Genomic DNA, 13,263 nt, shown 5'->3' on the forward strand with positions numbered 1-13,263 from the left:
AAAAAGTCCCAAGAAATTAATTTCTGGGACTTTTTAATGTGTGTTTATTCTAAAAACAAATAATTGAGCTTTAAATTATTAAAGGCTTCGTTGAAGGCTTTGATCTCAGTATCCACAAGGGTGTCAAATGTCTCCAATTCTTTGTTTATCTCAGCTGTCAGCTCATTTTTAACAACAATATCCTGGTCAGTTGGTGGAAAATCGTCCATGGTCACCAGACTGTTCAAATGGCCCAATTTATTGGTAAGCCTGATTGGAAAGTTAAGGGGATCCTGACCGCTTCTGTTTTGGGTTTGGTACAGGGCCTTTTCTATGCTCTCAAAATCAGCTTTCATCTTTTTGGCCTTTTCGACCAAGTCCTTGGTAGCTTCATTATCCTTATACTGCTTGGTAAAGGCATCCAATTGTGTACTGATCTTACGGATCTTTTTAATAGATTGGTGCGCCCTGTCCACAGTGGCATTTACATCTTCCACAAAATCAAATTGCTTTTGCATGTCTGCCACGCCAACCTCAGCCCTAGGATCAGGTAAAATGGTAAAGGTCTCTGATGTATTTGTCCCATTGACATTTAAATGTACCTTATAATTCCCTGGTACTGCCTTGGCACCTTCCAGATTTGCCCACCAAAGGATCATTCCGTCCAATTTTTCTGCACCTTTTCCCTGGGTGTCCCATACAAAGGTGTTTCCACCCTTTTTTACGGTCAGTTTATTGTCCTTTTCCTTGGCACTGGTGTTGTAAGATTTCAAGGTATCTCCTGCCATAGTGGTGAAGGTCAATGCAATTTTATCCTCGTCTTTAATATCCTTTAGATAAAAATGCGTGATGACACCATTCGGATGGTTCATCCCAGAAGTCTTTGATGGTGTTCTGGCCGCTCTTCCTTTGGTCCTATAGGAATCTTTAGGTTTGTATAAAATTGTATTTGTATTCTTCTTTGCTTCGTTCAACTGGTGGAGAACAGATAGGTCATCTATGATCCAAAGGCTTCGCCCTTGGGTAGCCACAATAAGGTTGTTGTCTTTTATGGTCAAATCTGTAATAGGGACGATAGGCAGGTTCAATTGGAAGGGTTTCCAATTGGCCCCATCATTGAAAGAGACATACATTCCTGTTTCTGTACCTGCGTAAAGCAAACCTTTACGTTTGGGATCTTCCCTTACCACTCTGGTAAAATGCTCGTTAGCGATCCCATTGGTGATTTTTGTCCATGTTTTGCCATAATCGGTCGTTTTGTACAAATAGGGTTGAAAATCTCCCAATTTATAGCGGGTGGCAGCAACATAACACGTGCCTTCATCAAAAGCAGATGGCTCAATACTGTTCACCATGGACCATTCTGGCATCCCTGACGGGGTCACATTTTCCCAATTCTGTCCGCCGTCCTTGGAAACATGAATTAGGCCATCATCACTCCCCACCCAAAGTAATCCTTCTTTCAAAGGGCTTTCGTTTGCAGCAAAAATGGTGCAGTAGTATTCTACACTAGTATTATCTTGGGTTATAGGTCCCCCACTGGAAACTAATTTTGTAGGATCGTTCCTAGTTAGATCCCCACTTAATAATGTCCAGCTCTGCCCTTCATTTTCTGTTACATGTACATGATTGGAAAACGTATATAGTTTCTTAGGGTTATGCTTGCTGAAGATAATGGGGAAATTCCACTGAAAGCGGTATTTCATACCTTCTGCACCATGACCCATAGGGTTATCTGGCCATACATTGATTCCTCTCACGGTTCCTGTCTCATGGTTCACACGGGTCAAGAATCCGTCATAACTACCCCCATAAACGATATCATTGTTTGTAGGATCCACTGCAATATGGGCCGATTCCCCTCCTGCGGTCTCTTCCCAGTCATTTTCATTTATACTGGAACCATCGCTTCTGTGGTTAATTCGGATGGTGGAATTATCTTGTTGTGCCACATAAATACGGTACGGGAACGAATTGTCCGTTGTCACCCTATAAAACTGGGCCGTAGGTTGGTTGTAATAGGTGCTCCAAGTTTCCCCGGCATCATAAGATATCTGGGCCCCTCCGTCATCTCCGATGATCATTCTATTGGAATCTTCCGGAGCGATCCAAAGATCATGGTGATCCCCATGAGGGGCATTGAAGGTGCTAAAGGTTTTACCTCCATCCGAAGATTTATGGTAATTAACGTTCAGGACATAAACGATATCTTCATCTTCGGTATCGGCATAAAGTCTGGTATAGTACCATGCTCTCTGACGTAATTTACGTTCATCATTAACTTGGGTCCATTTGTTACCCCCGTCATCACTGCGGTAAAGTCCTCCTTTTTCCTTGTTCTCAACTATGGCCCAAACGCGCTCACTGTTTTTAGGGGAAACGGTAACCCCGATAATCCCTAAGGTATCCTTTGGAAACCCTTCGTTTTTAGAAATTTCTTTCCACGTTTCCCCACTATCGGTGCTTTTCCAAAGGGCAGAGCCTTCTCCCCCACTGCTGAGGCTGTAAGGGGTCCTTTGGGCGCGCCATGTGGAGGCATATAGTATTCTTGGGTTATTGGGATCAAAAGTTAGATCTACTGCTCCTGCCTGATCGTTTACAAATAGTTTTTTGATCCAAGTTTTTCCTCCGTCGGTACTTTTATAAATACCTCTTTCTTGGGTTGGTTTATATATATTCCCCAAAACTGCTGCGTATACCACATCGGCATTGGTAGGATGGATTCGTATTCTGGGCACATGCCTGCTGTCCTTTAATCCGGCGGAAGCCCATGTTTTCCCTGCATCTTCAGATTTCCATATTCCATATCCCGAAGAAACATTTCCTCTCAAGGTTTTTTCACCTCCTCCAACGTAGATGACATTGGGGTCGCTCTTTGCTACTTCAATAGCACCGATACTTCCTCCAAAAAAGCCATCGGAAATATTCTCCCATTCTCGGCCACCATTTTCAGTTTTCCAGACACCACCACCGGCAGCGCCAAAATAAAATAAGTTTGGTTCTCCCGGAACACCGGTTACGGCTGCGGAACGTCCGCCGCGGAACGGACCTATCAATCGATACTCCAAACTGGAATACAGTTCTTCTGGATACTGGGTATCCGAACTTGAGGAATTCTTCTTTTTTTGTGCGTTTGTGTTGAAAGGCAATAGAAAGACGACCAGCATGATCATGCCAATCTTCAAAAGGAAAGATTTCATTTAAAGTTGTATTAGAATTAGTCCCTCTAAAAATAGGGATAAAAACTATTTATGACGAAATCTTTGTGATTAAATTAGTACGAATTTCTTTACGTAGAAAAAAACCTGTGACCATAGTTGCCAGTACATCTGCAATAGGGAATGATATCCAAACCCCCAATTCACCTAGATATTGTGGCAAAATAAGCACTAGGGGGATAAAAAAGAACCCTTGCCTGCTCAGGGTAAGCAGCAGTGCAGGCACGGCTTTGCCCACAGCTTGGAAATAAGCCGCTCCTATAAGTTGAAGGGCTATTATCGGGGTAGCGGCAAACACCCATCTCATCGCGCCAGGCGTATTTTCCAGCACAAACGCATTCATAGCCAATTCGGAAGGGGTCATCCCAGGTTTATCACTCAAAAACAAGGAGGCTATTTCCGCCGGAAAGATCATAAGTCCCACAAAGACTATACTTGCCAAAATGGCGGCATATTTTACGGCTGTATTTATGGTTTCCCTTACCCTATCGTATTTTTCAGCTCCATAGTTGAATCCGGCGATGGGCAGAAATCCTTGTGTCACTCCAAATACGGGGAAAAGGGCGAACATCAGCATCCTACCGATAATGGCATATACGGCCACCATGGCCTCTCCCCCCAAATTGAACAACACATTGTTCATTATTAGGTATATAATACTCACAACAGCCTGTCTGGCCATGGTCACAAAGCCCAATGCACCTATTTCCTTCAGAATTTTGCCATCCAGGCCAAAATGGTTCCAGGAGATCTTTAACTCTGAATTTTTGGAAAGAAAGAAATAAAAGACATAACTAAAACATAGGAAATAACCTATAGTGGTAGCCCAAGCAGCCCCTTCCATGCCCCAATCAAAAAGGTAAATAAAAATATAGTCCATCAGTAGGTTTCCCACTGACGGAATGATCATGGCGATCATGGCAAATTTTGGCTTTCCTTCGGCCCTGATCACTGTATTTCCCATCATACAGAGTGCCAAAAAAGGCACTCCATACAGGACGATGGTATAGTAGATTTTTGCGGGACCAAAAATAGCACCCTTTCCACCAAAAGCGGGAATAAGTGTATCAATAAAATACAGCCCTAAAAACACCATGGCAATAGTGACCAAAAGGGATAATGTGATCTGGTTCCCAAATACTTTGAGGGCTTTTTCCTTGTCATTTGCGCCCAAGGCACGTGAAATGATGCTAGAACCCCCTATACCTATGGACATCCCTAGGGCGCCTATAAAAAAAGAAACGGGCAATACCACATTTATTGCTGCGATGGCAATGGAACCGATCCAATTACCAACGAAAATAGAGTCTACAAGAACATTCAGCGACATCACCAAAATACCAATGGATGCCGGTAGGGCCTGCTTGATGAGCAGCTTTCCTATAGGTTCAGAACCCAACTGTTCCGAAGACACCTTTGCCATTATATGGGCAGAGTTTCAGTAGCCTCCCATTCATTTACCCACTGGGCCATGAGGTTCACCCAATCCGGGCTATCATTAAGACAAGAGATATGCTTGTAATGTTCTCCCCCACCTTCTTCGAACTGTTCCTTCCCTTCCATGGCAATTTCCTCCAAGGTCTCCAAACAATCAGCAACAAAGGCTGGCGTAATTACGGCCAAACGCTTTTTACCCTCTTTGGGAAAACGCTCAAATTCATAGTCGGTATAAGGCTTCAACCAAGGATCACCCGCCAATCGTGATTGAAAGGAAACGCTCACCTTGTTCTCAGGTAGGCCCATGTGCTCCCTGACCAACTTGGTCATCTCATAACACTGGTGACGGTAGCAGGTATGGTGTGCAACGGAATTGATCTGACAGCAACTGCCATCTATTTTACAGTGAAATTTTGTTGGATCTGATTTTCGGATGTGTCTTTCTGGTATCCCATGGTAGGAAAACAAAAGTTGATCGTATTCAAAATCCTTCAAACCTTCTGCAATACTATCGGAAAGCACCTTGATATAATCCGGATTTTTGTAGAAGGCCGGAAGGGTGGTCAATTTCATTTCAGGAAAATATTTTTTTTGATCTTCCATCACTTTAACCACCACAGTTTCATAGGAGGACATGGCATAATGTGGGTACAAGGGTACAAGTAGCACATCGTCCACACCTTGGTCCTTAAGTTCCTGTAGGGCTTTTTTTGTGGTCATGGAACCGTAGCGCATTCCCAAAGCCACGGGCATCTTGGTTTGTTTTTTTACCTTTTCCGTAAACCTTTCGGAAATTACAATTAATGGGGAGCCTTCCTCCCACCATATTTTCTTGTAGGCCTTAGCCGATTTTTTTGGCCTTGTCTGCAAAATTATTCCCCTCACAAGAATGTTCCTCAATATATTTGGGACATCAATCACCCTTTCATCCATTAAAAACTCGTCCAAATACGGCTTAACATCCTTTGCGGTTGGACTATCTGGCGACCCTAGGTTTACAAACAAAACTCCTTTCATCTATCGAACTCTTTAAATTTTCTTTTTCAAAACAAAAATAACACATGTAGGGGAACTATAATTTAAAAGCTCTAATTACTTTATTGATACACGTATAGAGAAATCTAATTTTAAGCCAGAAAATAGCCATAGACGCACTGTTTTTTGTAAGTTAATGCCTTAATAGAAAAAACGGGCTTACACCTTATGGATAAATTCTTGAATAATTCTGAAATTCAGACCACCGTTTACGCTTTAGGATCCTTTCTCCTGCTGTCCATTCTGTATATCGTTACCACTTATACCCTACGAAAATTGGGTGCCAATCCCAAATATCTTATTCCCAAGGATTCCATAAAAAAAGTAGGGGTCCCCTTGTTCCTATTATTTTTTGCATTCTGGATACGTTCCCAATCCCTACAGACTATTCTTGGGGTGGAGGATTTTTCCTATGTCATTCGCAAAACCAGCACCCTATTGATCATTGGTTGTATTACCTGGCTGATTTTAGTAGCACTTAAGGTCACCAAAAAACTGGTCATCCAAAATTATGATGTACAGGCCACTGATAATTTAAAGGCAAGAAAAATATACACACAATTTAATATCCTAGAACGTATTTTTATTGTCCTCGTCGTACTTCTGGCCATTGCCGCGGCCTTGATGAGTTTTGAAAGCATCCGGGAGGTCGGGATAAGCCTATTTGCCTCAGCCGGGGTGGCAGGAATCATTGTTGGGTTTTCTGCCCAGAAAATGATTGGAACTATTCTGGCAGGGATTCAGATTGCCATTACCCAACCTATAAAAATTGACGATGTGGTAATCGTTGAGGGGGAATGGGGCCGAATTGAGGAGATTACCCTCACTTATGTGGTCATCGCCATTTGGGATAAAAGGCGACTTATTGTACCCACACCCTATTTTATAGAAAAGCCGTTCCAGAACTGGACCAAGAGCTCTGCAGATATTATGGGGACCGTTTTTATTCATACTGATTATCGTGTGCCCTTTGATAAATTAAGGGAGGAGCTTACCCGAATTTTAGAGGGTACAGATCTATGGGACGGGAAGGTAAATGTGCTGCAGGTGACCGATGCCAAGGAGAGAAGCGTGGAGATCCGTGCCCTGATGAGCGCTTCGGATTCCCCTACCGCCTGGGATCTAAGAGTACTGGTCCGGGAAAAACTGATTACCTACCTACAGGAGCATTACCCTGAGAGTTTGCCCCACACCCGCCTTTACATTAAAAACATGGACGAATCAAAGGACGGGAAAGAAGAAAAAAGCAAAAAATAAGTTGCTGCAGGATACCTTCAGGGCCAAGAAAACGTTAATTATCCAATATCTTTTTATTTCTATAGTTTTTTGAGGCATTTTTAATCCTAATTAAGAGATCTCTATGCGCTTCATATTGGCCTTGGCCATCACATTCATTATCACAGGCACTGCTGCCCAAGAAAAAAACAGCCTGCTCTGGGAGATTTCCGGAAACGGTTTGGAGCAGAGTTCATACCTATATGGCACCATGCATGTGAGCAAGAAAATTGCCTTCCGTTTGGATGATGTCTTTTATGAGGCCTTGGAAAAAAGTGATATTATCGCCTTGGAAACCGATCCTGATACTTGGTTGGATGACGAGGATAGCCTAGGCAATTTTGGCTATAGCCAAAGTTCTAATTTTACTGCAAAGGGCTTTTACATCTATCCATTTCTCGTAAAAAATCCTAAAAAGGAAGATATAGCAGCTTATTTGGCCTTTGAGGATAGGATGATCAATACCATTTTATACCGTTCAGATGGCTATTCCGGCAACTTTGAGGAAGAAACCTATCTGGATATGTTCATTTATCAGGCCGGGAAGAAATTCAACAAACCTATAATTGCCTTGGAGGATATTGCGGAGTCTTCCGCCCTGGTGGGAAGGGCCAATTTAAATGCCCTAAAGGCCAAGCCCGATGAATGGCTCCAAAAAACCATTCAGCAGCAAGATCCTACTACCTTAATGCAAGATGCCTATAGGGCAAGGAACATTAATTTAATTGACAGTATAAACCAAGGCATATACACCGGGCATTACTTAAAAAACATGCTATATGTCCGCAACCAGCGAATGGTGCAACGATTAGATTCCATTATGAAGACAGGCAAAGTCTTCACTGGTATTGGAGCGTCCCATTTACCGGGTATTAATGGTGTAATCTCATTATTGCGCAGTAAGGGGTATGTGGTAGAGCCCCTAACCTCAAAAATAAGCAGTAGAAGAAGGCGCATAAAGGAGCGATTGGAAAAGCAGGTCAAGGTGAACACCTACATTGAAACCCAGCCAGAGGATGGTTTATTTTCCATTTTACTGCCAAGCAAACTATATCCCGTCTCGGAGATGACCAATACCACGTATATTGCTCCCGACTTGGCCAATGGGAGCTACTTAATGGTCAATCGCATACCCACTTACTCTTTTTTAAAGAAAGATGCCCACTTTGCCATTGAGGATATTGACAAGTTTCTTTTCGAGAATATTCCAGGAAAAATCATCGATAAAACAGAGCTGTACAAAGATGGGTATTACGGACTGGACGTAAAAAACGAATTGAAAAATAGGGACCGCCAACGATACCAAATCTACATTACCCCATTGGAAATTCTAATATTCAAAATGGGGGGACAGGGCGACTATGTCACTCAATACTCGGACACTATTTTTAATAGCATCAACTTTAAGAAACTCTCAACGGAAAAAGAAAAGGTCACTTCCGCTTTTAACGAATTCGAGATTGAAATGCCTTCCTTTTACACCTTCCCGAATCAGTTCAGAAATGGCACCCGATCCATTGAAGGATACGACAAAGAGACGGACGGCTATTTTTTTCTTAAAAGGGCGACCTTGAACGATTTCAATTTTATTGAAGAGGACAGCTTTGAACTGAAGCAAATACAAAAACGTTTTTATGGGGACTTGGAATTGGAAGCCTCGTATAAAGCAACAAAAGATAAGTCCCTCGCCTCGGAAGCACCATTTAACCAAACGCATAAATTACACCTCAAAACAGTTATCAATGGAGGCGATTACTACCTTATGGGCGCCCTTACCCAAAATGATGAGGAAGCTATCACTTACTTTAATTCCTTCACTATAAAAAAGCCCGTTTATCGGGAACCTTTTGAAAAAATAAAGGATACCGCCCTCTACTTCACCACGGTTAGCAATATTGCTCCCCCTAAATTTGTGGAGAACAGCAACAATTACTACACCGGCAAGAATAGGCCAAAACCCTACAGCCCCTATGTAAAAAAATCGATTTACATCAACAAGAACAATGAAGCTATTCATGTAGAAGTAAGCAAGAGCCATGATTATTTAATGTTTCCGAGTATAGATTCGGTTTGGGCCCTACGAAAAAAGCTATATTCAAATAAGAAGTTTACAATTTATGATGAAAAAAGAACCGTTTCCCCCAAGGGATATCATGAATTGAACCTAAGCTTAGGAGATCCGGCCAGTTCCACCAGAATTTTGGTGAAGAACATTTCCAAGGGCGGACTCCTCTATGAGCTCAAGACCAATATTGACACCCTTAGGCCACCAAGCCGATACATCACAGAATTTTATTCCAATTTTCAACCCTCGGATACCCTTATCGGTAGAAACCTAATGGAGGACAAGGTCCCTGATTTTTTCAGGGCCTTACGTGAAAGGGATAGCATCAGTACAGATGGCATACGTTTTCTGTTATTTTCAAAAAAACATTTAGATTCCCTGACCTATTATATTTCTGAATTTAACTTTAGGGAAGATCAAAAAAATATACAGGCCAACCTTATTCAAAAAATGGGAGAAATTGACGATCCGGCAGTTTTTCCGTTCTTTAGAACCCTTTATGTCAACTCTTACAACAACTCCAACGCCCAGACCAAGATATTACAGGCAATCTCTAAAAAGGCCGATGATTATTCTACCGAGCTCCTTTTGGAACTAATGTCGAAGGACTTGCCGCTTATTTCCAACAAACTGGAAATCCATGCCATCTTTAAGCCCTATATGGATAACCTGGAGCTTGCCAAAAAACTATATCCACATATTTTGGACTATAGCACCATTGAAGAATATAATAGTCCTATCTTTTCCATTCTGGCCGATTTATTGACAGAAGGTTTGATAAAACCTAAGAGTTATAAGAAGTATAGCAAGCAAATTTTAAACGATGCAAAATTACAGCTAAAAAGACATTTGGGGCAGTATATTTCTTCTGATAGCCAAAAGCGATTTTTTAGCAATACCCAGTTACAGAACACAAGCATCTTGGAAGACTATGAAATATTGCTCTACCCATTTATTAAAGACAAGGAAGTGCAACAGTTTTTTGATCGTCTCTTACTTAGTAAAGACCCTAAAATACAAACTACTTACGTCGGCCTAATGTCCCAGGATAATAAGAATATACCATTTGGCATGGTGGCATCCTTAGCTGCCAATATCAACAGTAGGGCCCTGTTGTTCAATAGGCTAAAACAGATAGACAAACTTTCACTTTTTCCAGTGCAATACAGCACACAAAAACAATTGGCCGAAGCTTCATTATTTGATCAGGAGGAATATGACGAATCACAGAACAACATACAATTTATCGCTGAAAGACCTATAAAACATAGAGACAAGGAATATACCGGTTATTATTTTAAATTGCGAAACAATCAAGACTATGATGACGGATTTAAAATGTACCTAGTGGTATATGAAAATACTGGTGACCTTCAGACCAAGCCCTTTTTCAAGAGTCAAGGCATCCGTATTGAGGATACGGACACCGATAAGGAACTCATAGAATGGGTTACCGAAGAGTTCCTATTGAAAGATAGGCAACGTGCCATAGTTTACAGGCCCTATCAATTTAGTACCTTTAATCAGTTTGGTTTTTAATAGAGCTCGTATGATGAAAACGGTTTCGATATTTTTTTTCCTAGCCCTTTTGGCCCAAGAAATCCTTGCCCAGGAAATTGTTTGTTCCCAAATAGACAAGGCAGCTTTTGAGAAAAAGGTTGCGGAACTACAAAAACTAAAACGGCAGGCCAACTATGGGGAAAATTTAATTGCAGTGGGCAAGACCTTCTTTGGCGTGCCCTATATTGCAAAAACGTTAGAAATTGGAACAACAGAATCTTTAGTGGTCAACCTGCAGGGGTTGGACTGCACCACCTATGTGGAAAATGTAATGGCCTTTGGGTCTATGTTGCGAAACTATAATACCGATTTTACGGCATACACCAATGCCTTGGAACAAATCCGATATGAAAATGGCAAATTGGATGGGTATGCATCCCGACTCCACTATTTCTCCCAATGGATAAAGGACAATGAAAAGAAAGGCCTGGTAAAGGATATAACCGCAGATATAGGCGGAATAGCCATTGATAAAGAAATCAATTTTATGGGCACCCATAGGGAGTTATATCCCTTTTTAAAGAACAATCAAAATTTTGAAAAGATCCGGCAAACCGAAAAGGACCTTAACGGACAAGAACTCTGCATCCTGCCACAAGACCAGATTGCCGCCAATGAGCACCTCATCCAATCCGGGGATATCATTGCCTTGACCACTTCCATTAAGGGATTGGATATTACCCATACCGGTTTTGCCACTAGGGAATCTGATGGCCGCATCCATTTATTGCACGCCTCTACTGGTTCTATGCAGGTAGAGGTCTCAGAACTGCCACTGGTAGATTATCTTAAAAAGATTAAAAGCAATACCGGAATCATGGTGGCCAGACCCCTTTAAAAAGGAAAACCTCTCTAGCTTTAAGCTACCAATATGAATTCATAACAGCCTTTAGTTGGCCATTTTTACAGACCACCCGGTTTGTTATGGGTAGATTTTATGCCTAACCAGCTCAAAAAGCGGTATTTCAGCGATACTCTGTCCTTTTATATCCCTTGCCCTTGCCTTCTACATACTCTTGTTGGAACCCGAAAACCAACCAAGCGGTCGGTTTAGCTGATATTGCCTCATTTACAACTACTGTACTTTTTTTATAAAAATCTCCTGCAGTTTTTTCTGATCTTCTGGAAACACTTCGTGCAAATCGATCTCAGTTTTGGAACCGTCATTTAAAGTGACGAACAGTACATCGTTCTTAAGGACCACATTCCCAACTTGATTGAAACGAAGTGTTTTTCCGAAGCGGGTTTTGATCCTATAGACCACCCCCTTCTTGTTCCATTCCACATAATTCTTATACCAGAACATCTTGCTGAAATGAAGGCTAAAAAATATGTATCCTATGACAGAGGAAGTGGAGGTCCAAAGGTTTCCCTGCCCCAGAAAATCTTTATAAAACCCGATCAGGATAAGGACCAACCCAATCAATAAAAGTATGATGGATTGAAACCGGTTCAGCTTATTAAAATGTATATGCTTCATTTTATCTTGTTCTTTTTATTAATGATTAATTCCTATAAAAGGGTAAGTGAATAGCCCAGGGCTGCCCCTCCCAAAACGATAAAGGCACTATTTAATTTTTTTAACACAAAGACCAGCACCAAACTGGCCAAGGCTATAATCACGGTACGCCAATCCGTCAAGGTTTCTTTTCCCATGACAATACACACCGCCATAATTACCGCTACAGCCGCTACATTCACCGCATCCAAAAAAGCCCCCATTATTTTGGATGCCCGCATTTTAGGGATCAACGGGTTTAGAATGGCCACTAAGATGAAGGAAGGCAAAAAGATCCCTAAAGTTGCCGCTAGGGCACCCCATAGCCCATTCATTTGCCATCCAATAAAGGTGGCTGTTGAAAGTACCGGGCCAGGAGTAAACTGTCCCACCGCCACGGCATCTATTAGCGCCTGGCGGGTAAGCCATCCATGGGTCACCAATTCCGCATCTAAAAAGGCAAACAACACATAGCCACTGCCATACAAAATGGCCCCTATTTTTAAGAAGGTCAGGAAGATATGCAAAGTGTCCATTTTCCCCATATTGATGCCCTGCAAAAACAATAGTGGCAAAATACCATAGAGGGTATCTGCTGGTCTTTTTAAAAAATAAAGAATCAAGCCCATGGCCCCACAACCAAAAAGCGCCAAGATCTCATTTACCCCCAACAAACAGGCCACAAGCGTGGCCACCCCCAAAATCCATAGTTCGGTTGTTTTAAAAGCTTTTCTTCCAAGACGATAGGCTGCCATTACAATTATAGCGATAACTGCTGGTTTTATACCGTAGATAAAGGGTTCCACTTCTGGCAATTGACCATATTTCTGATACAGCCAGGCAAAAATACCCGTTATCAACACTGCCGGAAAAATAAAGCAGAAGCCAGCTACCAACAAGCCTTTCCAACCTGCACGTTCGTATCCGCAGTGCATGGTCATCTCGGTGGAGTTGGGTCCCGGGATAATATTGGTAGCCCCCATCACATCCAGAAAATGTTGTTGGGTCATCCATCCCCTTTTTTTGACCACCTCATCTTCCATCATGGCGATATGGGCTGCTGGTCCACCAAAAGATATACTCCCTAATTTAAAAAACAGGGCTGCTATTTCATTAAGTCGGTGTTTTTCCGACATGGGTGATTCTAGGGGGTTATTTCTCATTTAACCAAGTGATTTTTGGAATAATATCATTTC

8 protein-coding genes are annotated in these 13,263 nt (G+C 41.9%); 3 read left to right on the forward strand and 5 right to left on the reverse strand.

The annotated features are described in order from the left end of the window. Positions 1–44 precede the first annotated feature (44 nt). The 3 genes from SB49_RS11390 to hemH are packed head-to-tail and all read right to left on the reverse strand — an operon-like array spanning position 45 to position 5,651. Complete coding sequence (locus SB49_RS11390) at positions 45–3,179, reverse strand: WD40/YVTN/BNR-like repeat-containing protein (protein WP_062056690.1); 3,135 nt, start codon at positions 3,177–3,179, stop codon at positions 45–47. 49 nt (positions 3,180–3,228) lie between these two features. After that, the gene (locus SB49_RS11395; protein WP_062056692.1) at positions 3,229–4,620 is read right to left on the reverse strand and encodes an MATE family efflux transporter; all 1,392 of its coding nucleotides are present in this window, start codon (positions 4,618–4,620) and stop codon (positions 3,229–3,231) included. Next, positions 4,620–5,651, reverse strand: a complete 1,032-nt coding sequence (gene hemH / locus SB49_RS11400; RefSeq protein WP_062056694.1) for a ferrochelatase — start codon at positions 5,649–5,651, stop codon at positions 4,620–4,622. Before hemH ends, SB49_RS11395 begins: the two co-directional genes overlap by 1 nt. Positions 5,652–5,837: 186 nt before the next feature. Between hemH and SB49_RS11405 the strand changes: the two genes are divergently transcribed. From SB49_RS11405 to SB49_RS11415, 3 genes are all read left to right on the forward strand, one after another. Continuing rightward, positions 5,838–6,926: a mechanosensitive ion channel family protein gene (locus SB49_RS11405; protein WP_062056697.1), complete on the forward strand. Its 1,089-nt coding sequence runs from the start codon at positions 5,838–5,840 to the stop codon at positions 6,924–6,926. Between the two features lie 103 nt (positions 6,927–7,029). Further along, a complete protein-coding gene (locus SB49_RS11410; protein WP_062056699.1) occupies positions 7,030–10,548 on the forward strand; it encodes a TraB/GumN family protein in 3,519 nt (1,172 codons plus the stop codon). A gap of 10 nt (positions 10,549–10,558) precedes the next feature. Beyond that, the gene (locus tag SB49_RS11415; RefSeq protein WP_235537742.1) at positions 10,559–11,407 is read left to right on the forward strand and encodes an N-acetylmuramoyl-L-alanine amidase-like domain-containing protein; all 849 of its coding nucleotides are present in this window, start codon (positions 10,559–10,561) and stop codon (positions 11,405–11,407) included. A 237-nt stretch (positions 11,408–11,644) separates the two neighbouring features. Here the strand turns inward: SB49_RS11415 and SB49_RS11420 are convergent, their stop codons facing one another. Together SB49_RS11420 and chrA are read right to left on the reverse strand one after the other, a co-directional pair. Next, positions 11,645–12,049, reverse strand: coding sequence for a hypothetical protein (locus SB49_RS11420; RefSeq protein WP_062056703.1), 405 nt, complete (start codon positions 12,047–12,049; stop codon positions 11,645–11,647). A gap of 32 nt (positions 12,050–12,081) precedes the next feature. Then, positions 12,082–13,203 (reverse strand): chromate efflux transporter, encoded by a 1,122-nt coding sequence (gene chrA, locus SB49_RS11425; protein ID WP_062056705.1) that lies wholly within the window; start codon positions 13,201–13,203, stop codon positions 12,082–12,084. Positions 13,204–13,263: the final 60 nt, after the last annotated feature.

This window comes from Sediminicola sp. YIK13 (assembly GCF_001430825.1).
Classification (GTDB): Bacteria; Bacteroidota; Bacteroidia; order Flavobacteriales; family Flavobacteriaceae; genus Sediminicola.

Coding starts and splice junctions, on each gene's coding strand:
- SB49_RS11395 (WP_062056692.1), bottom strand. CDS start 4,620: ATGGCAAAGGTGTCTTCGGAACAGTTGGGTTCTGAACCTATAGGAAAG.
- SB49_RS11415 (WP_235537742.1), top strand. CDS start 10,559: ATGATGAAAACGGTTTCGATATTTTTTTTCCTAGCCCTTTTGGCCCAA.
- SB49_RS11405 (WP_062056697.1), top strand. CDS start 5,838: ATGGATAAATTCTTGAATAATTCTGAAATTCAGACCACCGTTTACGCT.
- SB49_RS11410 (WP_062056699.1), top strand. CDS start 7,030: ATGCGCTTCATATTGGCCTTGGCCATCACATTCATTATCACAGGCACT.
- SB49_RS11420 (WP_062056703.1), bottom strand. CDS start 12,049: ATGAAGCATATACATTTTAATAAGCTGAACCGGTTTCAATCCATCATA.
- hemH (WP_062056694.1), bottom strand. CDS start 5,651: ATGAAAGGAGTTTTGTTTGTAAACCTAGGGTCGCCAGATAGTCCAACC.
- SB49_RS11390 (WP_062056690.1), bottom strand. CDS start 3,179: ATGAAATCTTTCCTTTTGAAGATTGGCATGATCATGCTGGTCGTCTTT.
- chrA (WP_062056705.1), bottom strand. CDS start 13,203: ATGTCGGAAAAACACCGACTTAATGAAATAGCAGCCCTGTTTTTTAAA.